Below are 19873 nucleotides of genomic sequence, written 5' to 3' on the forward strand. Positions count from 1 at the left end.
GTGGTGTCGCTCAGAAGATCCTCCAGCAGTGAGTGTGCCAGTGACGCCGAGCGGCCAGGTCGGCCTCCTCGCCGAAGAGGCCGTCGGCCCGCCAGACGACCATGTGCGGCGTGCCCGGCTCGATGGTCAGGGAGCAGGACGGGCAGATGTACGGCTTCGACGAGGATGTGCCGGCGATCGCCTGGACCGTGTACTCGCGACCGTGCCGCACCTCGCTGTGCTGGCCTCCGTAGAGGATCCTCGAGAGGTCGCCCGGCTCGCCAGCCGGAGCCTCGTGTCGACCGGCGGGTCGTCGGGGTCGGTTGCTGCGCGGCATGCGTCAACCCTAGCGGCCGTCACTCGGGGTGCTCGGAGCGTGGTGGTCGGAGCGCGCTGCTCCAGGCCTGCTGCTCGGAGCGTGGTGGTCGGGGCCTGTTGCTCCGGGCAACCTGCTCCAGGCGTCGCCTAGTACCAGTTGTTGGCGACCGAGTGGGCCCAGGCGCCGCAGGGGGTGCCGTAGCGGCCCTGGATGTAGTTGAGACCCCAGGTGATCTGCGTGGAGGCGCTCGTCTGCCAGTCGGCGCCGACGGAGGCCATCTTGCTGCCGGGCAGAGCCTGCGGGATGCCGTAGGCACCCGACGGGTTGGCCGCGTAGACGTTCCAGCCCGACTCCTTGTTCCAGAGCGAGACGAGGCAGTTGTACTGGTCGGTGCCCCAGCCGCGCGCGGCCACGAGCTGCGCGCCGACTGCCTGTGCGCTGCCCGGCGAAGCGGCGGCCGCGACAGGGGCGACCGTGGTCGTCGTGGTCGTGGCGCTGCTCGACTGGGCAGTCGCGGTCGTCGTGGCCTGCACGGCGGCGACAGGCTTCGGCTTCTTGACGACGGGCGGGGTGTAGTGGACCGTGTAGGCGTCGCGAGTCGTGGAGACGGCGGTACCGGCGCTGGCCGTGTACGTCTGACCCTGGACCGTGTAGCCGGTCGCCACAGCCGTGACGTCGGTCGGCGCCGCAGTCGATGCGTAGGCACCGGAGAGTGGGTTCACCAGCGAGCCGGAGACGAAGGCGAAGGTGGCGGCGAATCCGACGAGCGGAAGCACGACGCGCTTGCCGACGTTCGGACGGCGAGAGAAGGAGGGGGCGGCTGACGGGCCGGTCGGGGCCGAGGACCGAGGAGGCGCCACCGGAGCGAGGCGCCGTACCGGCTGCTCCGCCCGAGGTCGCCTGACGACCGATCGGTTCGCCTGTCCGTCTGTCGTCGCATCGTGGATGCGAGAGGAGCGAGCCTTACCGGATACGTGAACTGCCGCGTGCCTACCCATAAGTCCGTCAACTATAACGGAAGGATCACGACGCGTCGAGAGCGACTCACCGGACAGCGAGCATGACGTCGACCACCGCGTCGAGGACGAGGTCGACCTGCGCTTCGCGATAGCCCCCGCGACGGAAGCGGAAGACACTCGTCCGGACCTCCTCGATGCTCAGCGCCTTGCCCTCGGAGAAGTAGCCCTTGAGGCGCGTGACGAGCCGGTCGACGTCGCGCGGGTGGTAGCCCTGCGACAGGAAGCCGACCCGGTCGAACCGGTGGCCCTCGGGCCGCTCGAGGCGCGTGACGAGAGCCTCGGCCGTGGCCCTCGCCTCGGAGAACCAGGTGTCGTCGCCGGTCTCGCGGAGCACCCGCTCGCGCTCCCGCGTCGCGAAGGCGTCCTCGAGGCGCTCCAGCGCGGCGTCGACGTCCTCGGGCACGTAGCCGCCCTTGACCATGGTGAAGGCCTGACGCCGGATGGTCTCGGCGCCGATCGTCCCCTCGCCCTTGACCGAGTACGACTCACGAGCCTCGAGGAGGAACTCCTCGACCTGCTTGACGTCGTAGCCGCGCTTGGATCCGGTCACCTTCGGAAATGTCGAACTCACGGGCCCATTGTGCCGTACGAATCGGGCAGGGCCCGCGAGCGACTCCGACGAGCGGCTGGTCTGCCGCTCGGGGGTGCTACGTGAAGATCAGATACAGGGCGTAGGCGACGACCGCTGACGGCAGCGTGCTGTCGAGGCGGTCGAGGAACCCGCCGTGCCCCGGGAGCCAGGTAGAGATGTCCTTGATGCCGAGATCGCGCTTGATGAGCGACTCCGTCAGATCGCCCACGGTCGCCGTGAAGGTCAGGACGGCACCGAGCACGAGGCCGAGCCACCAGGGCTCGTGGATCATGAAGAGGGAGATCAGGATCCCGGCGACCATCGCGGCCGCCAGCGATCCGGCGAATCCCTCCCACGTCTTCTTCGGGCTGATGCGCGGAGCCATCGGGTGCTTGCCGAAGTTGAGCCCCGTGGCATACGCACCCGTGTCGACGGCGATGACCACGATCAGCGTTCCGAGCGCCCACCACTGGCCGCCGTCCTGAGCGGTGAGGAGGACGAGGAACGAGCCGAGGAACGTCGTGTAGATCTGCACGAACGCGCCGGTGCCGAGGTCGCGCCACAGCTCGACGGCACTCGTGCGGGCCGCTGCACGCCTGGCCGGCGCCAGGCCGGACACGATCCGCCACAGCGAGATGACGACGATGCCGCCCAGGAGGGTCAGCCACTGGCCCTCGGCACCCCAGAAGAACGCCGCCGGCACGACCGCCACGGCGACCACGGCGCTCGGAATGCGCGGCACGTCGCGGCCGGCGAAGCGGAGCGCGCTCGTCAGCTCGATGACCATGAACAGGATCAGGATCGCGGCCACGATCATGAACAGGGCCTTGATCAGGATCAGGCTCACCAGCACGGAGCCGCCGAGGCCCACGCCGATCCCGATCGCCGCGGGCAGGTTGCGGCCCGTGCGGGCGGTCAGCTTCTGGTTGCCGGCCTCGATGCGGGCCCGCTGCGCGCGCAGCTGAGCCTCGAGGTCATGACGCGCCGCCTGGGCGCGGGCATCGAAGTCGGCTCGCCTGGTCGTGGCGGGATGACCCGACGATCCGTCGTCGGACGACGGGTCTGGTTCTGAGGGCGCAGTGTCCATCAGACCTCGAGCAGCTCGGCTTCCTTCTTCTTGAGGGCCTCGTCGATCGCGTCCGTGTGGCTCTTCGTGATCGCCTCGAGCTCCTTCTCGGCGCGGGCGATCTCGTCTTCGCCGACCTCGGGCTGCGAATCGAGGTCGTCTTTGGCACGACGGCGGATGTTGCGGATCGCGACCTTGGCGTCCTCGCCCTTCGTGCGGACGATCTTGACGAACTCCTTGCGGCGGTCCTGCGTGAGCTCGGGGATCGTGACGCGCACGATGGTGCCGTCGTTGGTCGGGCTCGCGCCGAGGTTCGGGAAGGTCGCGATGGCCTTCTCGATCTCCTTGAGCGCTGTCTTGTCGTAGGGCGTGACGATCAGCGTGCGTGCCTCGGGCGCCTGGAGCGATGCCAGCTGGGCCAGCGGGGTCGGGGTGCCGTAGTACTCGACCGGGATCTTCTGGAACAGCGCCGGGTTGATGCGCCCCGTGCGGACCGTGTTGAAGTCGTCTTTCGCGACCTCGACGGCTTTGTCCATCTTGTCTCTGGTCTCGCTCAGTACGTCTGTGATCGCCACATTGCTCCTTAGTTCGTGTGGAAGCTTACCCGCGCGGACACCCCGGAACGCTTACCGGGGGTCGCGCGGCGGACAAGCGGGCCTCAGTTGCTGACGAGCGTGCCGATGCGCTCGCCCCGGATGGCACGAGCGACGTTGCCCTCGCCCTCCATGCCGAAGACGTGCATCGGCATGCCGTTGTCCATGCAGAGGCTGAATGCGGTCGAGTCGACGACCTTCAGGCCCTTGACGAGGGCCTCCTGGTAGGTCAGCTGGTCGAACTTCTTCGCGGACGGGTCTTTGTTGGGGTCGGCGGAGTAGACGCCGTCGACTCCGTTCTTCGCGACCAGGACCTCGTCGGCCCCGATCTCGAGGGCGCGCTGCGCCGAGACCGTGTCGGTGGAGAAGTACGGGAGCCCTGCGCCGGCGCCGAAGATCACGATGCGCCCCTTCTCGAGGTGACGCCCCGCACGACGCGGGATGTAGGGCTCGGCGACCTGGGTCATGGCGATGGCCGACTGGACTCGCGTGGCGGCCCCGGCCTGCTCCAGGAAGTCCTGCAGGGCGAGTGCGTTCATCACCGTGCCCAGCATGCCCATGTAGTCGGCGCGCCCGCGGTCCATGCCGCGCTGGCTCAGCTCGGCGCCGCGGAAGAAGTTGCCTCCGCCGACGACGATCGCGACCTCGACGTCGCCGGACGCCTCGGCGATCTCGCGGGCCAACGAGCTGACCACGTCGGGGTTCACGCCGAGCTGGCCTCCTCCGAAGGCCTCTCCGGAGAGTTTGAGGAGGACGCGTCGTCGGTTCGTCTTGGTTGTCTTCATGGGTTGTCGTCTCCCTCGTGGTGGCTGGTGTCAGGGTATCCAGAAAGTGGGTGGTGCACCCCGTCGGCCGTCGGCTCCGGGGCGTCGAGGGCGCGAAAATGGGGCCCCCACGATTTCTCGTGGTGGGCCCCATTCACTGGTGTTACGCGCCGACCTTGACCCGGGCGAAGCCCGTGATGGTCATGCCCGCGTCGGTGAGCACCTTCTGCACGGACTGCTTGGAGTCTTTCGCATAGGGCTGGTCGAGCAGGGCGATCTCCTTGAAGAAGCCGGTGAGGCGACCCTCGATGATCTTCGGGAGAGCGGCCTCGGGCTTGCCCTCGTTCTTCGCGGTCTCCTCGACGATGGCGCGCTCACGAGCGACCTCGTCGGCGGGGACCTCGTCGCGGCTCAGGAACTTCGGAGCGGCGAAGGCGATGTGCTGGGCGATCGATCGGGCGGTCTCGGCGTCGCCGCCGGTGTAGCCCACGACCACGCCGACCTGCGGGGGCAGGTCTTTCGAGGTCTTGTGCAGGTAGATCGCGAACTCGGTGCCGGGCACCGTGGCGACCGTGCGGAGCTCGATCTTCTCGCCGAGGAGAGCGGCCTCCTGAGCGACGTACTCGCTCACGGTCTGCGTGCCCTCGACGATCGCGGCGTTGCCGGTCTCGGCGTCGTCGGCGCCGGAGGCGGCGACAGCATCGAGGACGGTCTCGGCCAGAGCGATGAACTTCTCGTTCTTCGCGACGAAGTCGGTCTCGCTGCCGAGCTCGATCAGGGTGGCGGTGCCGGCGGTGCCGGGCTTCGCCGTGACGAGGCCGGCGGTCGTGGTGCGACCCTCGCGCTTCGCGACGCCCTTCAGGCCCTTGACGCGGAGGATCTCGATGGCCTTCTCGAGGTCACCGTCCGCCTCGACGAGCGCGTTCTTGCTGTCGAGCATCCCGGCGCCGAGGCGGTCGCGGAGCTCTTTGACATCTGCCAGGGAGTAGTTGGCCATAGATGTGCCCACCTTTCGTGGATCAGGCTTACTGGAAGGAAAAGGGTCTTACTTGGCGTCGGCAGCGGCGTCGATGGCCGCGGCCTCGGGGTCGACGGCGTTCGCGACCTCGGGGTCGGCCACGGCGACCGGCTCGGCGACGGGCTCGCCGATCGCCTTGGAGGCGACCTGCGCGTCGGCGTCGTTCTCCTCGGTGGGCTCGGCGGCGTCGGTCGAGGCGCCGACGGAGCGGACCGCCTCGCGGAGCTCGACGGCCTCCTTGTCGTCGGCCTCGGTGGTCTGCGCGAGGAGCTCGGCCTCCCACTCGGCCAGCGGCTCGACGGGCGTGTCGCCCGCCTCGGGCTTCTGGTGACGCTGGATCAGACCCTCGGCGGCAGCGTCGGCGACGATGCGCGTGAGCAGGCCGACGGAGCGGATGGCGTCGTCGTTGCCGGGGATCGGGAACTGAATCTCGTCGGGGTCGCAGTTCGTGTCGAGGATGCCGATGACCGGGATGCCCAGCTTCTTGGCCTCGTCGATCGCGAGGTGCTCCTTCTTGGTGTCGACGACCCAGAGAGCGGACGGCGTCTTCGTGAGGTTGCGGATTCCGCCGAGCGTCTTGTGGAGCTTGTCGAGCTCGCGCTTCTTGATCAGGAGCTCTTTCTTGGTGAAGCCCTGAGTGGTGTCGTCGAAGTCGATCTCCTCGAGCTCCTTCATGCGGGCGAGGCGCTTCGAGACCGTCTGGAAGTTGGTCAGGAGGCCACCGAGCCAGCGCTGGTTGACGAAGGGCTGACCGACGCGGATCGCCTGCTCGGAGATGGAGCCCTGAGCCTGCTTCTTGGTGCCGACGAAGAGGATGGTGCCGCCGTGAGCGACGGTCTCCTTGACGAAGTCGTAGGCCTTGTCGATGTAGCCGAGCGACTGCTGGAGGTCGATGATGTGGATGCCGGAGCGCTCGGCGAGGATGAAGCGCTTGACCTTCGGGTTCCACCGGCGGGTCTGGTGTCCGAAGTGGACGCCGCTGTCGAGCAGCTGGCGAATGGTGACGACGGCCATGGCCGTTCTCCTTTTCTTCGCACGCGCTCCCTCCGGAGCACACGTGCGGATTTCTCGGTTGATGGACGGCCGGACGGCCGCCTCTGCCTGGTGCCCGGCGCGACACCCCGCCTTCTCTCGAAGGACCGAATGGGGGATCTGCGCCTCTCGGGCACGCGAAGTCAGCCTGCTGAGCAGACTGCACGCCCATGCTAGCACCACGAACGCCCCGTCTCGGTGTCGAGAACGGGGCGTTCGTGGGGGCGGAGGCGCTGCGGGATCCTGCTAGGCCTTGGCGGTGCTCGCCCCGACGATCTCGCTGCCCATCTCTTCCAGGGAGCGGCCCTTCGTCTCCTTGATCTTGAAGAACACGAAGACCAGGGAGAGCAGAGCGAAGAAGGCGAAGATGCCGTACGAGAGCGACAGGCTGACTGCCGCGAGAGCCGGGAACGCCACGGTCACGACGAAGTTCGCGATCCAGTTGGCGCTCGACCCGACGCCGAGGGCGGCGGCGCGGATGCTCGGCGGGAACATCTCGCCGAGGAGGACCCACATGAGCGGGCCCCAGGTGGCGCCGAACGAGATGACGAAGAGGTTGGCCGCGACCAGGGCGATGGGGCCCCAGGCGCCGGGCAGCTCGGGCGCACCGTCGACGATGTTCGACTGGCTGAACGAGATGGCCATGAACGCCAGGCTGACGGTCATGCCGATCGAGCCGGCCAGCAGCATCGGCCGACGACCCACCTTGTCGACGAGCGCGATCGCCACGAACGTGACGGCCACGTTGACCACCGACGTGATGGTCGAGATCAGGAACGACTGCGACTCCTTGAAGCCGACGGCCTGCCAGAGGGTGGTCGAGTAGTAGAAGATCACGTTGATGCCGACGAACTGCTGGAAGATCGCCAGGATGATGCCCACCCAGACGATCGGCTGAAGGCCGAATCGCGGGCCGCGGATGCTCGACTTCTTGGTGAGCGCCTCCTCCTTCTTGATGGCGTCCTCGATGTCGTGGAGGTTGGTCTCGACGGTCTCGGTCGGGACGATCTGCTTCAGGACGTCGCGGGCCTCGTCACGACGCCCCTCCCCGGCGAGGTAGCGAGGCGACTCGGGCAGGCGGAGGGCCAGGATGCCGTACACGACCGACGGGATGACGCCGACGATGAACATCCAGCGCCAGGCGGGCAACGGGCCGATCATGCCGTCCGCCGAACCGCCGATTACGGCGAAGAGCTGGTCGGACCCGAGGGCGGCGAAGATGCCGAGCGTGATGGCGAGCTGCTGGAACGAGCCGAGGCGGCCGCGGATGTTCTTCGGCGAGACCTCGGAGATGTAGGCCGGAGCGATGACCGAGGCGATGCCGATGCCGAGGCCGCCGACGAGGCGCCAGATGATGAAGTCCCAGGTCGAGAACGCGATACCGGCGAGGATCGAGCTCAGGAAGAACAGGATCGCGGCGATGAACATCACCCGGATGCGGCCCCAGCGGTCGGCGAAGCGGCCGCCGAGGTAGGCGCCGACGGCGCAGCCGATGAGAGCCGAGGCCACGACGATGCCGGAGGCGGCATCGGGGATGCCGAACTCCTTGCCGATGGAGTTGACGGCGCCGTTGATGACGGACGAGTCGAATCCGAACAGGAAGCCGCCGATGGCCGCGACGACCGCCAGGGCCGTCACCCGCCGATTCAATCTCTTCTCGGAGGCGGGCAGGTCGCTGGTGGCGGCTGAGGACACTTTGTTCTACTTTCTCTCGCAAGAAGCAGCGACTCGTGATCGCCGCTCCCCCACAGATCGGCGCGCACAAGTCGTCGTGCACACCCAGCAGGGTACGCGCTCCCGGCACCCCGGCCGGAATCGCAGGCTGTCGCCATGATGTCTGCAACCGATTCTGCTCCTCCCGAAGCGAGGAGGACCGACCGCCGCCGCGGCCGCCGCGGGTCCGCTCTCGCCGCGCTGCTCCTCGCTGCTTCCGCGCTGCTGGCGGGCTCTCCCCCGGCGACGGCCTCAGCTCCTGTCTCCTCCACCTCTCCGCCGAGGTGGTCGTGGCCCGTGCCTCTGCCGCACCCGGTGCTCCGCGGATTCGAGGCGCCCGCCGCCGTGTGGTCGCCAGGTCACCGGGGAGTCGACCTCGGCTCGCCGGCCGAAAGCGTCGTGCTCGCGCCGGAGTCGGGCGTGGTGCACTTCGCGGGCGTCGTGGTCGACCGGCCGGTCGTGTCGCTCGAGCACTCCGGCGGGCTCCTGTCGAGCTTCGAGCCGGTGGAGGCGACCGTCTCGAAGGGGCAGCACGTCGAACGGGGTCAGCCCGTCGGGATCCTGCGAGCCGGGCACTGCGCCGAGGGCGCCTGTCTGCACCTCGGCGCGCGCGTCGACCGCCGGTACGTGTCGCCGCTCGTGCTCCTGGGGGCGGCGCGCTGGGCGGTGCTGCTGCCGACGCGGGGATGAGCGGAGCGGGCCGAGCGGGCCGAGCGGGCGGAGCAGGCGGACGACGGTTCGACGGCGCCGGTCAGGCGCGCGGGTGCGCCGAGCGGTAGGTCTCGCGGAGGCGCTCCGTCGACACGTGCGTGTAGATCTGCGTGGTGCCGAGGCTGCTGTGGCCGAGGAGCTCCTGCACGGCTCGGAGGTCGGCGCCGCCGTCGAGCAGATGCGTGGCAGCGGTGTGCCGGAGAGTGTGCGGACCGGCGGGGCCCGAGCCGGGGAGCGGCTCGAGGAGCTTCGCCACGAGCGCGTACACGGCGCGCGAGCCGAGACGTCTGCCGGTCCCGCCGAGGAAGAAGGCGGTGGGGTCGGAACCGCCTCTCGACGCCAGCACCGGCCGCCCCTTCACCGCGTAGCGGTCGAGGGCCGTGGCGGCCGGGACCCCGAACGGCACGACGCGCTGCTTCGAGCCCTTGCCGAGCACGCGGACGGTGAGTCGCTCCTGGTCGATGTCGCCGGTGTCGACCCCGACGAGCTCGCCGACGCGGAGGCCGGAGCCGTAGAGCAGCTCGATGACGGCCAGGTCGCGGAGGGCGCCCGGGTCGCCGGCCGACGCGGCAGCGGCGAGCCCCGCGAGAATGCCGTCGATCTGCTCGCGGGTGAGCACGCGCGGCAGCCGGTTCTCGGCCTTGGGCGCGCGGAGGCGGACACCGACGTCGACCGCGATCCTGCCCGACTCGTGCAGCCACCTGGTCAGGCCGCGCGCCGATGCGGAGCGCCGGGCGATCGTCGCTCGGGCGAGCCCCAGCTCGGTGCTCTGCCACAGCCAGTCGCGGAGCGTGTCGAGGTCGATGCCGTCGGTCGCGGGCTCGCCGTCGACGCGGCTGCGGACGAAGGCCAGCAGGGCGTCGAGGTCGGTGCCGTAGCTCCGCACGCTGTTGTCGCTCAGGCCGCGGGCGTGCCGCAGGTGCTCGAGGAACAGCTCGACATCGCGGGCGAGGGGCGCAGACCCCTCCGGCGACGGGGCTTCTGGTGAGGTCGTCACGGGGTCACGGCGTCTCGGCCGGCGGCGCCTTGCGGGAGAACGCCTCGAGCTGCTCGTCCGGCGTCATGGCCTCGATCCGGGCCAGGACGTCGGCGCCGAACCCGCCGAGGGGCGCGTACTCGTCGACGGGGACGGTGGAGTGGGTGATCCCGTCGGGGTAGACGTGCACGAGCGAGAAGGAGCGGAGGGCGTCGATCTGCCGGAGCTCGTCGCGTGGCGCGCCGAGGTCCATCGTCGTGCACGTCGCGGATGCGACCGACACCGGGATGCCCGAGAACAGGCCGAAGGTCGAGTAGTGGAAGTGGCCGCCCAGGATCGCGCGGACGTCGCTCCCCCGCAGCACCTCGGCGAGCTCGTCGCGGTGCCGCAGCTGCAGGATGTTCATCAGCTCGAGCGGCGTCTCGAGCGGCGGGTGGTGCAGCGCCAGCAGGGTTCCGTGGGGCGCAGGCTCCGCGAGCACCTCGGCCAGCCACCGCAGCTGCGCCTCGTCGATGTCGCCGTGGTGGTACCCGGGGACGGTGCTGTCGAAGGCGATGATGCGGAGCCCGCGGACGTCGTACACGCGGTCCTGCGGGTGGTCCTCGTCGCGGCCGGGGAGCTCCTGGTCGAACAACTGCCGGGAGTAGACGCCGCGCTCGTCGTGGTTGCCCATCACCCAGACGATCTCGGCGCCGAGCTCGTCGGCGACCGGTTCGACGAGCGCGCGGAGCCGCGCGTACGCGTCCGGCTCGCCGAGGTCGGTCAGGTCGCCGGTGAGCACGATCGCGTCGGGCCTGCGACCCGACCGCTTCAGCTGCCGGAGCGCGCTCTCGACCTGGGAGTCGGTGTCGATGACGCCGCCCCACTTGGCGCTGCCGCCCAGGAAGTGCGTGTCGCTGAGGTGGGCGATGGTGAAGCCGGGAGTCGGCGAGAGCCCTGCTGCTGTCACTCCCCCAGAGTAGCTGCGGAGGGCCATCCCCCCGGCGAGTGATTTCGGCCTTTAGTCCCTACTTTCATGCCGGTACCTTTTCAGTGTGAGCCGGCTTTGCCGCAGGAGCTCGAATTGCACGTGCGGCGACTTCGAGGCCCTCGACATCAAAACACGAGCAGATGGAGGACGAAGTCCTCCAATTCGAGGCCGTCAGGACCCGGAGACAATTTGCGCGATGGTAGTGACGCTCGTTCCGGGAAGGCTAATCAAAAACTGCGCACCAGCAGGCCTGATCAGACCTTCCCAAAGGGTTCGCCACTTGGATTTCTCCTCATGGGACGCATTTTCGGCCGCTTGGAGCGCGACCCAAAGCCTTAGGAAGGTGTCCTCTGATGGAGAGACGCCAGATACGGACCAGTCCTCCCACGCTAGTCGGATCTCTTGCACCAGTTTTAAGATGTACTTCCGTAGTTCTTCCGGAAGGGCATTGTCCGAGGCCAGCAACTCCATGATGGAGTCAAGGAAGCTGGAAAGACTTTCTAGCTGATTTATGTCGATCCGAGGCGCAGAAAGCGACAGTGCGTGCGCAAGGGCCTCAAGAAGGTCCGTTCGTGCGCTGCTTCGCGCCTGCTGGTTTCCGCTAGACGCCTGCCAACTGTACGGGAAGGCAAGGATGTAACTAACCCAAGCGTTGAGGCCTTGTCGGTACATCTGAACCGCCTGGCCGCTCGCCTCCCAGTGATCGACGATTTGCGCAAGTTCCCACACGAGCTTCATGGCGCGCAGGTGATCATTCAAGCTGATCATTCCGTCACTCTGCGTGCGAGCAATTTGAATCCCGTCGCCCGACGACCCTTTCCATGAATCGAAGATTGTCAGCAATTCCTGCGCAGGATTCGTCATGCGGACGAGCTTAGAAGAAGCTCCGTCTTACGTCTCACTGCTGAGGTCGGCGACGTAGGCCCGATCTATCTGCGGCCTAAAGAAGCGAGGGCTGTTTTCGGCAATGAGAAGACTGGCAGGCAGACGGGCACGCAACGCCTGAGACCGCCGAAGTTCGTCCCCGCCCGGAACAGCATCATCGCCGCCCGGAGCCCGTGCGACGCAAAGCGCGCCTCAGGCACGTGTACATGTTCGCCGAATCGAGCACCCGACATCTTCTCGGCAGTTGGTCTCGCGATTAGGCCAGGTTTTTTAGCGTGGCCAAATAGCTTCGCGGGCATTGAAGCTAGCTCATACCAAGTGCTTCTACCCACATACGAAACCTTGGCGTGTGGGTCAATCCCGCAGGCAGCGAATGTTCTAAAACTTCTACCGCATCGCGGACTTTGCGGTAGTCGGGAATAGCCGCTAGGACACGCTTGGACGGGGCCGTGGTCGGACCATTGTTGATGAGCTCGGCATCGCCGTTGTATTCGGCTACAAGCTCTCGAAAAGTTTCGGCAGCCCCTGCCTCATCAAGAACTAACGTTTGTGTAGACCCTGCTGCGATCACCAGCGTTTCGAATTCATGCAGAGCGACAAAAGGGCGAAAACGCTTGTCGTTCGAAAGTGCATCTTTCATGCCCTTCTCGCGCTCATCTACGCAAGCCGGTTGCCGGTGATTTCCATCGCAAGAACACGCCGGGCCATCGCTTGGGTAGCCATAGAAATCGATCATGGTGGTAACCAAATGCCAGTGGCTTTGACCCAAAAGGCCCTTAAGCTGCGTCTCGTAATGTCGCCAGCTTCCACCACCACGAAAAGCCGTGCCATTCGCTGTCCGAGACGTATGCACAACAATAGGTGTTAAGTATGCGACGTCGAAGCCAATGAACGGCTGGAGGACCAACTTCACGAACGCCTCTTCGGTCTGCCCCTCAACCAGAATGGCGATCTGGGGGGTCATTCTTGACCGTCTTTGATGACTTGGGAGGCCAATGCTGGCCGTCCTCCAAGTAGATTCATTTCCCACAACTGGCCTAGTGAATACTCATTGAGCCACTCAGCCAGACGTTGACGACTCGGCCTGGAGACGGTGGTGGCGCCGCGTTCCCGCTCAATCACCGCAACTTCGTCAATTCCAAATTGCGCGAGAAGAGTCACAGATTGCGTAGCCGCAATAAGTCGTTGATCCGGCCCAACATTTCGGAAAAGATCGGCGAGCTGATGTATGGCAGCAGGATGAAGACCAAGTTCCGGCTCATCCAGCACGATCGTCGCGGGCTGACGAGGCTGTTGCAAAAGTACAGCTAGACAGACGAACCTAAGCGTTCCCGAACTCAGAGCTCCGCCGGAAAAGACTTCATCGAGCCCTTTCTCACGCCATCGAAGGCTCAGTGACTCCCCCTCAGGGCGCAATACGAAGTCGTCGAAAAACGGAGCAACGTTTCGGACTGAACGGAGAATCCGACGGTAAGTCGACGCGAAATTTTTTTGAATATCGAGCAGAACGGCGGGCAAGTTGGATGCGTCGGAGTGCAGGGACTCGTAGTCGCTTATTTGGCTTCGCCGGAGCGGAGGCGCGTCAAAGCTGGTGTCGTCAAAGTGAAAAACCCGGCAACCCGACAAGACGTTGAGAAGATACTGGTTTGCCTTGTGTTGCCCTTGGCTTTCTCGCAACTGTGACTCTCGCCCATAAGAAAGTGCCCGCTCGTAGGGTCGTTCATAAGTCTCGCCGTGGAGCAGCGTCGTTTCTTCCAGAATCGTTGTGTCCTCTGGACCTGCCTGGAGACGCATCTGGTATCCATTCCGGACACTTCCGTTCTGAGCGCTGTTCCAGCCACCCCAAGCTTTTATGGAGACAGCAGTCGAAGAACTAAGGGCCGGCGAGCGATGAGCAAACTGAGAGAAGCCCCCGCCCCGCAGCGTGTAGGCCTGCAGGCCCTTGTCGACCGTGTAGCCCAGAAGCTCAAACGTCTCCACTACGTTGCTCTTACCAGCGCCATTCGCACCGATGAGCAAAGTGACTGGAGTTGATAGCTCAAGGTGAAGCGACTCTATCGATTTGAAACCGCGTACCTCGACGGACGCAAGTGCTGGAGCCATAGCTTTTCATCCCACCCAGCTGCCCTAGGGCCTCATCTCGTCCCGTGATCCAGCGACAGCGTGGACCGGTTTGAGTCTAGCGAGCGACCTCGCTGGTAGGCCGACAACGCGGCAGCGTCACTCCGCTTTTCCACGGACCGCTCCCTGTGGATAACTCCTCGGGCCTCCAAACCACCTGACACGCTTAGCTCATGATTTCAGCTCGAGAACTGCGCGACCGCTTTGAATTCTGGCTCCTGTGTCGCGAACAATGCACGCATAGCGAACCGGAGGAAATTGCCGCCTACTTTGCCGCTCTCGGCGCGCTGGACGACTTGATCGAGGGCCGCGCGTGAAGGGCGAACCTAGCAAGTGAAGGAGCACGCTGAAATCTAGAGCACACGAGATAAAGATGTGTGCAGGTGTTCAAAACGCCGCGTCTACTGTCGAATAACTACTCGTCGAGCGCCAGCTCTTTGGGCAGCTCGAGGTCGCGCGTGGTGAGCTCTTCGACGTTGACGTCTTTGAAGGTCAGCACCCGGACGGACTTCACGAAGCGGTCGGACCGGTAGACGTCCCAGACCCAGACGTCGTCCATCGTGAGCTCGAAGTAGAAGTCGTGCTCGGTGTCGCGCCGCACGAGCTCGACCTCGTTGGCGAGGTAGAACCGCCGCTCGGTCTCGATGACGTAGCGGAACTGCGAGACCACGTCGCGGTACTCGCGATAGAGAGCCAGTTCGACCTCGCGGTCGTAGTCTTCGAAATCGTCGTCGTCCATCGAGAGACGATTCTACGCGGCGCTCTCGTCTCGCGACGCCACCCCGGGGCGCTGCTCGCGACCCGTCGGAGCGGAGCTCAGTGCAGCCAGGTCAGCCGGTGCAGCGGCGAGGGGCCGAGCTCGCCGAGCGCCTTGAAGTGCGCCTCAGAGCCGTAGCCCTTGTTGCCGGTCCAGCCGTAGCCGGGATAGGTCTCGTCGTAGCCGATCATCATGCGGTCGCGGTGCACCTTCGCGATGACGGAGGCGGCGGCGACCGACGCGCAGTCGCGGTCGGCCTTGATGCGGGTGACGACGCGCGGCGCCGAGCTGAGGGCGGGGGTCAGCCAGTCGTGGCTGCCGTCGAGGAGCACCACGCTGTCGAGCACGCGCACGCCCGCCTCGTGCAGGTGGACGAGCGCCCGGCGGCCGGCCAGCCCCAGCGCCGCGACGATGCCGATCCGGTCGACCTCCTCCGCGTCGGCGAGGCCGACGGCCGACGCGTGGCTCCAGGTCTGGGCGAGCGGATAGAGGGCCTCCCGGCGCTTCTCGCTCAGCATCTTGCTGTCGCGGAGGCCCGCAGGATGCGGCTCGCACGCGGCGAGGACGGCGCTGACCCCGACGGCGACCGGCCCCGCGATCGCGCCGCGACCCACCTCGTCGCAGCCGACGACCCAGTGCGCCCCCGACTCGTGCAGCTCGCGTTCGAGCTCGAGCGTCGGATCGACCACGGCCATCACGCCGCCGAGCGCCCGGTCGAGCAGCGGACGAGGATCACTTCGCGCCCTTGTCGGTGCCGCGGAAGACGGACGGGTAGTCGTCGAGCCAGGTCCAGCGGCTGGCGGGCCAGGTGATGACGAAGGCCCGGCCGACGACGTCGGACTCGGGGACGAACCCCTTCGAGGGCGTGCCCGTCTGCAGTCGGCTGTCGGCCGAGTTGTAGCGGTTGTCGCCCTCCACCCAGAGAGAGCCGGCCGGGACGGTCACCGAGAAGTCGTTCTGCGACTCGCGGGTGACTCCGGCCGGGAGCTTCGTGTACGGCTCGTCGAGCGGCACGCCGTTGACGGTCATCTGCCCGAAGTCGTTGCAGCAGGCGACCTTGTCGCCCGGCAGGCCGATGACCCGCTTGATGAGGTGGTCGTCGCTGTCTTGAGTGCCGAGTCCGACCTGCGTCAGGAACCACTGGACCCCGTCGACGACCGGGTTGCCGGTCTGGCTCGAGGTCTGCTCCTGGCCGGTCAGCCAGCCGCCCGGATCGGTGAAGACCACGACGTCGCCGCGCTTGATCGGTGTGACCTTGGGGACGAGCTCGTTGACGATGATGCGGTCGTTGATCTGGAGGGTGTTCTCCATCGACGCGGACGGGATGTAGAACGACCGCACCAGGAACGTCTTGATGAGGAACGAGATGAGCAGGGCCGCCAGGAAGATGATGACGAGATCGCGGACGAATCGCGCAGCACCGCTCCGCCGCGGTCGACGACCGTTGCGCGGGCGGAGTCCGCCGCTCTCGCCCGAGTCGTCGTCGCCCGCGGTCGAGCTCTCGGCCCGGCCGCCTGCCCCGCCGCGACTGGCGTCGCCCGCACTCGAGTGCGCGCCTCCCGACGGTGCGCCGATGGAGGGCAGCTGCAGCCCCCGCCTCAGCCTGCCCATGAACGTGCCGTTGTCTGTCATTTAACCACCAGAGCTCCCCGCCCAATGGTAGTGGGCGAGGAGCTCTGTACAGGTGAGAGGGCTGACCGTGTCAGCCCCGTCGATCCGCTGTCGACTAGTTGTCGCGCTTCTCTTTGATCTTGGCCTTCTTGCCGCGCAGCTCGCGCAGGTAGTACAGCTTCGCGCGACGGACGTCGCCGCGGCTGACGAGCTCGATGTGGTCGATGACCGGGGAGTGCACGGGGAACGTGCGCTCGACGCCGACCTGGAAGCTGACCTTGCGGACCGTGAAGGTCTCGCGGACGCTGTCGCCCTGGCGGCCGATGACGACGCCCTGGAACACCTGGACACGCGAGCGCGTGCCTTCGATGATGTTCACGTGGACCTTGACGGTGTCGCCGGCGCGGAAGTCGGGGACATCGCTGCGAAGCGACGCTGCATCCAGACTGTCGAGGATGTGGCTCATGATGATTCGCTCTCTCGGGCCGCCACAGGTCGACCTCGGTTCGGAGCCCGCTCGAAGAGCGGACCGTGCAGAAGGAAGACGTGCCTCGTGTTGGCCGACTCCCCTGTGGCAGAGTCGTGCGCGGGCACAAACGCCTATTGTGCCACAGACCCGGGTCGTCCCGCCATGCACGGCGCAGGACGGGTGCTGGTGGCCGACTTCGGGACGGTCCGCCGACAGACGGTGCCTCCTACGGGCGAGGCGTGATCCGGATCGTGTTCGCGGGGTCGTGCGCGAAGCCCGACCGGGAGGCGGCGTCGCCCGTCAGAGGCGCAGAGGCCCAGCCGGGCTGCCCGCCGGCCATCCCGGAACGCTCCATCACGCGGTCGAGCGAGGCCCGGGCATCCTGCGCGGCCTGACGGACGGCGACGACGACGAGACCGGCGAGACCGGCGATCGTAGCGACCACTCCGGCACCGGCGAGGGCTGTCGACAGCGACAGCGCCGACGGGCCGACGAGCCCGGTGAAGACGGACGCCTGCGCGCCCGACGACGACGAGTCGACGAGGAAGAAGCCGATCGCGAGCTGCCCGACCCAGAGCACGCCGAGCGCTGCCGCCTCGAGCGGTGCGACAGCCCTGGTGCGGCGGACGGACGGACGCAGGAAGACGACCAGGGTCGCCGCGACCTGCAGGACGAACAGGATCGGCACGAGCACGATCTCGGCGATGAACGCGGAGCCGAGCGGCGCTCCGAAGAAGACGCGGCCGAGGAACACCCACAGAGGCAGGACGAAGGCGGCACCCCAGAGGGCGCGGTACAGAGCTCGACGCAGCCACATGTGGGCGACACTACGGCGCCCCGGTGGAGAATGGCTGCATGATCGATCTACGCACGCCCGGAGAAATCGAGGACATGAAGCCGGCCGGCCGCTTCGTCGCCGACGTCCTGAGAGCCACCAGCCGGGCAGCAGCTCCCGGGGTGAACCTCCTCGAGATCGACTCGATGGCCCACCGCATGATCACCGCCGCCGGCGCCGAGAGCTGCTACATCGACTACCACCCGTCGTTCGGGGCCAGCCCGTTCGGCAAGGTGATCTGCACGTCGGTCAACGACGCGGTCCTGCACGGTCTGCCCCACGACTACCGCCTGAAGAAGGGCGACCTCCTGAGCCTCGACTTCGCGGCCAAGGTCAACGGCTGGGTGGCCGACAGCGCCGTCAGCCTCGTCGTGGGCGGCGACGAGACGCCGGCCGACCGCACGCTCATCGACACGGTCGAGAAGGCTCTCGCCCGCGGCATCGCGGCGGCGCAGCCGGGCGGCAGGATGGGCGACATCTCCGCGGCCATCGGCGAGACCGCGCACGCGGCGGGCTACTCGGTCAACCTGCAGTTCGGCGGCCATGGCGTGGGCACCGAGATGCACGGCGACCCGCACGTGGCGAACGACGGCCGAGCCGGACGCGGGTTCCCGCTGAAGCCCGGCCTCGTCATCGCCATCGAGCCCTGGCTGATGGCCGGGACCGACCAGATCTACACCGACGACGACGGCTGGACGATCCGCAGCGCCGACGGCTCACGCTCCGCCCACGCGGAGCACACCATAGCCATCACGGCCGACGGGCCGGTCGTGCTGACCGCTCGCGGCTGAGCTCAGTCGGTCGCGGGCGGCAGCAGATCGGGCCGCACGCGGCGGGTGCGCTCCAGCTGCTGCTCGCGGCGCCACGCCTCGATCGCGCCGTGATTGCCGGAGAGCAGGATCGGCGGAACCTCGTGCTCCCGCCACACGCTCGGCTTGGTGTAGCTCGGGTACTCGAGCAGGCCGTCCTCGTGGCTCTCCTCGGTCAGGCTCTCGGGGTTGCCGACGACGCCGGGCACGAGTCGCCCGACCGCCTCGATCATCGCCATCGCGGCGACCTCGCCGCCGTTCAGGACGTAGTCGCCGAGGCTGACCTCGCGGACCTCCACACCGGGGCGGGTCGCCGCGTGATCGATGACCCGCTGGTCGATGCCCTCGTAGCGGCCGCAGGTGAAGACGAGCCGCGGGGCGAGGGCCAGGTCGCGGGCCTCGCGCTGCGTGAACGGCCGACCGGCCGGAGACGGGACGACCATCACGGTGCCCTCCGGAGTGCCGTCGAGGATCGCGTCGAGCGCCTCGCCCCACGGCTCCGGCTTCATGACCATGCCCGCTCCCCCGCCGTACGGGGTGTCGTCGACGGTGCGGTGCCGGTCGTGGGTGAAGTCACGCAGGTCGTGCACCTCGACGTCGAGGAGGCGCTGCTGCCGCGCCCGGCCGAGGAGCGACACGTCGAGCACCGAGAAGAACTCGGGGAAGATCGTGACGATGTCGATGCGCACGGGCGCGCTCAGGGCTCGGGGGTCGGCGCAGGATCCGCGGGATCCTGCTCGCCCTCGGTCTCGCGCGCATCGGCGTCGTCGTCGTCGGCGCCGCTGTCGGCCGTCTCGCTCGCGCCGCTGTCGGCCGTCTCGCTCGCGTCGTCGTCGTCCTCGGGGATCTCCTCGAAGAGGCCCATCGGCGGCGTGACTGTGACGACGCCCGCGTCGAGGTCGACGGAGGGCACGATGGCCGAGACGAACGGCACGAGCACTTCGCCGGACGGAGTGTCGACGGCGAGCAGGTCTTGCGCGGGGAGGTGGTCGAGCCGGGAGATCGTGCCGACCTCGACTCCGTCGCGGACGACGGAGAGGCCCACGAGCTGGTGGTCGAACCAGGCGTCGGGCTCGTCGCTGACCTCGACGCCCTCGTGCTCGACCCAGAGGATCGCCTTCACGAGGGTCTCGGCCGCGGTGCGGTCGTCGATGCCGCGGAAGAAGCCGACGGGGTGCGAGTTGTACCAGCGGAGCTCGGCGAGCTCGATGGTCTTGCCGTGCCAGGCCGACTCGGTGGGCACCTGGAGCGAGAAGACGGCCCCGGGCACGAAGCGCTTCTCGGGAGCGTCGGTGAAGAGCTCGAGCTTGAGCGCGCCCTTCAGGCCGTGAGCCTTCGTGAGGCGGCCCACGCGGAGTCGCGTGGTGCCCTGCTCGGGGCTGTCGGCGGGGGTCTGTGCTGTGTCGGACACCGAATCAGAAATCGGTGTCGACGACGTCGACGCGGACGCGCTTGCCGTCGGCGAGAGCCGAGACGAGCGTGCGCAGCGCCTTGGCGGTGCGCCCGGCGCGTCCGATGACGCGGCCGAGGTCTTCGGGGTGGACGCGGACCTCGAGCACGTCGCCGCGCGGGGAGGTCTTGGCGACCACCTGCACCTCGTCCGGGTGATCGACGATCCCCCGGACGAGGTGGGTGAGTGCAGGTGCGAGCACTGA

The 19873-nt window shown here is 67.4% G+C and carries 25 protein-coding genes; 3 read left to right on the forward strand and 22 right to left on the reverse strand.

The genetic code is table 11. The features are described 5' to 3' along the window. Nucleotides 1-10 precede the first annotated feature (10 nt). From ABD733_RS04005 to ABD733_RS04045, 9 genes are all read right to left on the reverse strand, one after another. The gene (locus ABD733_RS04005) at nucleotides 11-316 is read right to left on the reverse strand and encodes a hypothetical protein (protein WP_344795995.1); all 306 of its coding nucleotides are present in this window, start codon (nucleotides 314-316) and stop codon (nucleotides 11-13) included. 128 nt (nucleotides 317-444) lie between these two features. Further along, a complete protein-coding gene (locus ABD733_RS04010) occupies nucleotides 445-1074 on the reverse strand; it encodes an aggregation-promoting factor C-terminal-like domain-containing protein (protein ID WP_344793736.1) in 630 nt (209 codons plus the stop codon). Nucleotides 1075-1342: 268 nt separating this feature from the next. Continuing rightward, nucleotides 1343-1888 carry a DivIVA domain-containing protein gene (locus ABD733_RS04015; protein ID WP_344793737.1) on the reverse strand — a complete coding sequence of 182 codons (546 nt, stop codon included), beginning with the start codon at nucleotides 1886-1888 and terminating at the stop codon, nucleotides 1343-1345. 76 nt (nucleotides 1889-1964) lie between these two features. Then, on the reverse strand, nucleotides 1965-2975 hold the full coding sequence (locus ABD733_RS04020; RefSeq protein ID WP_344793738.1) for a phosphatidate cytidylyltransferase: 1011 nt from the start codon (nucleotides 2973-2975) through the stop codon (nucleotides 1965-1967). After that, nucleotides 2975-3490, reverse strand: coding sequence for a ribosome recycling factor (frr, locus tag ABD733_RS04025; RefSeq protein WP_344795997.1), 516 nt, complete (start codon nucleotides 3488-3490; stop codon nucleotides 2975-2977). Before frr ends, ABD733_RS04020 begins: the two co-directional genes overlap by 1 nt. Before the next feature lie 122 nt (nucleotides 3491-3612). Beyond that, complete coding sequence (gene pyrH / locus ABD733_RS04030; RefSeq protein WP_344793739.1) at nucleotides 3613-4332, reverse strand: UMP kinase; 720 nt, start codon at nucleotides 4330-4332, stop codon at nucleotides 3613-3615. Between the two features lie 142 nt (nucleotides 4333-4474). Beyond that, nucleotides 4475-5308, reverse strand: a complete 834-nt coding sequence (gene tsf, locus ABD733_RS04035; protein ID WP_344793740.1) for a translation elongation factor Ts — start codon at nucleotides 5306-5308, stop codon at nucleotides 4475-4477. A 48-nt stretch (nucleotides 5309-5356) separates the two neighbouring features. Then, on the reverse strand, nucleotides 5357-6343 hold the full coding sequence (gene rpsB / locus ABD733_RS04040) for a 30S ribosomal protein S2 (protein WP_344793741.1): 987 nt from the start codon (nucleotides 6341-6343) through the stop codon (nucleotides 5357-5359). Nucleotides 6344-6607: 264 nt separating this feature from the next. After that, entirely contained in the window at nucleotides 6608-8056 is a 1449-nt protein-coding gene (locus ABD733_RS04045) for a sugar porter family MFS transporter (protein WP_344793742.1), read from the reverse strand. 135 nt (nucleotides 8057-8191) lie between these two features. On the opposite strand from ABD733_RS04045, the gene ABD733_RS04050 reads away from it, so the two are divergent. After that, nucleotides 8192-8764 carry a M23 family metallopeptidase gene (locus ABD733_RS04050; RefSeq protein ID WP_344793743.1) on the forward strand — a complete coding sequence of 191 codons (573 nt, stop codon included), beginning with the start codon at nucleotides 8192-8194 and terminating at the stop codon, nucleotides 8762-8764. 61 nt (nucleotides 8765-8825) lie between these two features. On the opposite strand, the gene ABD733_RS04055 is transcribed toward ABD733_RS04050, so the two are convergent. The 5 genes from ABD733_RS04055 to ABD733_RS04075 all read right to left on the reverse strand — a co-directional run bounded on the left by ABD733_RS04055 (nucleotide 8826) and on the right by ABD733_RS04075 (nucleotide 13719). Further along, a complete protein-coding gene (locus ABD733_RS04055) occupies nucleotides 8826-9782 on the reverse strand; it encodes a tyrosine recombinase XerC (RefSeq protein ID WP_344793744.1) in 957 nt (318 codons plus the stop codon). Nucleotides 9783-9786: 4 nt separating this feature from the next. Further along, complete coding sequence (locus tag ABD733_RS04060) at nucleotides 9787-10710, reverse strand: metallophosphoesterase family protein (protein ID WP_344793745.1); 924 nt, start codon at nucleotides 10708-10710, stop codon at nucleotides 9787-9789. A gap of 192 nt (nucleotides 10711-10902) precedes the next feature. Then, nucleotides 10903-11595 carry a hypothetical protein gene (locus tag ABD733_RS04065; protein ID WP_344793746.1) on the reverse strand — a complete coding sequence of 231 codons (693 nt, stop codon included), beginning with the start codon at nucleotides 11593-11595 and terminating at the stop codon, nucleotides 10903-10905. Between the two features lie 325 nt (nucleotides 11596-11920). Next, nucleotides 11921-12580 (reverse strand): DUF4276 family protein, encoded by a 660-nt coding sequence (locus ABD733_RS04070; protein WP_344793747.1) that lies wholly within the window; start codon nucleotides 12578-12580, stop codon nucleotides 11921-11923. Further along, nucleotides 12577-13719: an AAA family ATPase gene (locus tag ABD733_RS04075; protein WP_344793748.1), complete on the reverse strand. Its 1143-nt coding sequence runs from the start codon at nucleotides 13717-13719 to the stop codon at nucleotides 12577-12579. Before ABD733_RS04075 ends, ABD733_RS04070 begins: the two co-directional genes overlap by 4 nt. A 191-nt stretch (nucleotides 13720-13910) precedes the next feature. Between ABD733_RS04075 and ABD733_RS04080 the strand changes: the two genes are divergently transcribed. Then, nucleotides 13911-14054 carry a hypothetical protein gene (locus ABD733_RS04080; protein ID WP_344793749.1) on the forward strand — a complete coding sequence of 48 codons (144 nt, stop codon included), beginning with the start codon at nucleotides 13911-13913 and terminating at the stop codon, nucleotides 14052-14054. Nucleotides 14055-14152: 98 nt separating this feature from the next. Here ABD733_RS04080 and ABD733_RS04085 read toward each other — a convergent pair whose 3' ends face one another. The 5 genes from ABD733_RS04085 to ABD733_RS04105 form a co-directional block, all read right to left on the reverse strand. Further along, entirely contained in the window at nucleotides 14153-14476 is a 324-nt protein-coding gene (locus ABD733_RS04085) for a DUF2469 family protein (protein ID WP_344793750.1), read from the reverse strand. A gap of 77 nt (nucleotides 14477-14553) precedes the next feature. Then, nucleotides 14554-15189, reverse strand: coding sequence for a ribonuclease HII (locus tag ABD733_RS04090; protein WP_344793751.1), 636 nt, complete (start codon nucleotides 15187-15189; stop codon nucleotides 14554-14556). A gap of 37 nt (nucleotides 15190-15226) precedes the next feature. After that, entirely contained in the window at nucleotides 15227-16126 is a 900-nt protein-coding gene (gene lepB / locus ABD733_RS04095) for a signal peptidase I (protein WP_344793752.1), read from the reverse strand. A gap of 94 nt (nucleotides 16127-16220) precedes the next feature. Beyond that, a complete protein-coding gene (gene rplS / locus ABD733_RS04100; RefSeq protein WP_055958791.1) occupies nucleotides 16221-16571 on the reverse strand; it encodes a 50S ribosomal protein L19 in 351 nt (116 codons plus the stop codon). 229 nt (nucleotides 16572-16800) lie between these two features. Further along, complete coding sequence (locus ABD733_RS04105; protein ID WP_344793753.1) at nucleotides 16801-17391, reverse strand: hypothetical protein; 591 nt, start codon at nucleotides 17389-17391, stop codon at nucleotides 16801-16803. Nucleotides 17392-17429: 38 nt separating this feature from the next. On the opposite strand from ABD733_RS04105, the gene map reads away from it, so the two are divergent. Further along, nucleotides 17430-18200, forward strand: a complete 771-nt coding sequence (gene map / locus ABD733_RS04110; protein WP_344793754.1) for a type I methionyl aminopeptidase — start codon at nucleotides 17430-17432, stop codon at nucleotides 18198-18200. Between the two features lie 2 nt (nucleotides 18201-18202). Here map and trmD read toward each other — a convergent pair whose 3' ends face one another. The 3 genes from trmD to ABD733_RS04125 are packed head-to-tail and all read right to left on the reverse strand — an operon-like array spanning nucleotide 18203 to nucleotide 19870. Continuing rightward, nucleotides 18203-18907, reverse strand: coding sequence for a tRNA (guanosine(37)-N1)-methyltransferase TrmD (trmD, locus tag ABD733_RS04115; RefSeq protein ID WP_344793755.1), 705 nt, complete (start codon nucleotides 18905-18907; stop codon nucleotides 18203-18205). 8 nt (nucleotides 18908-18915) lie between these two features. Beyond that, a complete protein-coding gene (gene rimM / locus ABD733_RS04120) occupies nucleotides 18916-19629 on the reverse strand; it encodes a ribosome maturation factor RimM (protein WP_344793756.1) in 714 nt (237 codons plus the stop codon). A 4-nt stretch (nucleotides 19630-19633) separates the two neighbouring features. Continuing rightward, entirely contained in the window at nucleotides 19634-19870 is a 237-nt protein-coding gene (locus ABD733_RS04125) for an RNA-binding protein (protein ID WP_344793757.1), read from the reverse strand. Nucleotides 19871-19873 lie beyond the last annotated feature (3 nt).

The sequence above is a fragment of the Frondihabitans peucedani genome (genome assembly GCF_039537585.1).
Lineage (GTDB): Bacteria > Actinomycetota > Actinomycetes > Actinomycetales > Microbacteriaceae > Frondihabitans > Frondihabitans peucedani.

Coding starts and splice junctions, on each gene's coding strand:
- ABD733_RS04005 (WP_344795995.1), bottom strand. CDS start 316: ATGCCGCGCAGCAACCGACCCCGACGACCCGCCGGTCGACACGAGGCT.
- ABD733_RS04020 (WP_344793738.1), bottom strand. CDS start 2,975: ATGGACACTGCGCCCTCAGAACCAGACCCGTCGTCCGACGACGGATCG.
- frr (WP_344795997.1), bottom strand. CDS start 3,490: ATGGACAAAGCCGTCGAGGTCGCGAAAGACGACTTCAACACGGTCCGC.
- pyrH (WP_344793739.1), bottom strand. CDS start 4,332: ATGAAGACAACCAAGACGAACCGACGACGCGTCCTCCTCAAACTCTCC.
- tsf (WP_344793740.1), bottom strand. CDS start 5,308: ATGGCCAACTACTCCCTGGCAGATGTCAAAGAGCTCCGCGACCGCCTC.
- rpsB (WP_344793741.1), bottom strand. CDS start 6,343: ATGGCCGTCGTCACCATTCGCCAGCTGCTCGACAGCGGCGTCCACTTC.
- ABD733_RS04050 (WP_344793743.1), top strand. CDS start 8,192: ATGATGTCTGCAACCGATTCTGCTCCTCCCGAAGCGAGGAGGACCGAC.
- ABD733_RS04065 (WP_344793746.1), bottom strand. CDS start 11,595: ATGACGAATCCTGCGCAGGAATTGCTGACAATCTTCGATTCATGGAAA.
- ABD733_RS04070 (WP_344793747.1), bottom strand. CDS start 12,580: ATGACCCCCCAGATCGCCATTCTGGTTGAGGGGCAGACCGAAGAGGCG.
- ABD733_RS04075 (WP_344793748.1), bottom strand. CDS start 13,719: ATGGCTCCAGCACTTGCGTCCGTCGAGGTACGCGGTTTCAAATCGATA.
- ABD733_RS04080 (WP_344793749.1), top strand. CDS start 13,911: ATGATTTCAGCTCGAGAACTGCGCGACCGCTTTGAATTCTGGCTCCTG.
- ABD733_RS04085 (WP_344793750.1), bottom strand. CDS start 14,476: ATGGACGACGACGATTTCGAAGACTACGACCGCGAGGTCGAACTGGCT.
- ABD733_RS04090 (WP_344793751.1), bottom strand. CDS start 15,189: ATGGCCGTGGTCGATCCGACGCTCGAGCTCGAACGCGAGCTGCACGAG.
- lepB (WP_344793752.1), bottom strand. CDS start 16,126: ATGACAGACAACGGCACGTTCATGGGCAGGCTGAGGCGGGGGCTGCAG.
- rplS (WP_055958791.1), bottom strand. CDS start 16,571: ATGAGCCACATCCTCGACAGTCTGGATGCAGCGTCGCTTCGCAGCGAT.
- ABD733_RS04105 (WP_344793753.1), bottom strand. CDS start 17,391: ATGTGGCTGCGTCGAGCTCTGTACCGCGCCCTCTGGGGTGCCGCCTTC.
- map (WP_344793754.1), top strand. CDS start 17,430: ATGATCGATCTACGCACGCCCGGAGAAATCGAGGACATGAAGCCGGCC.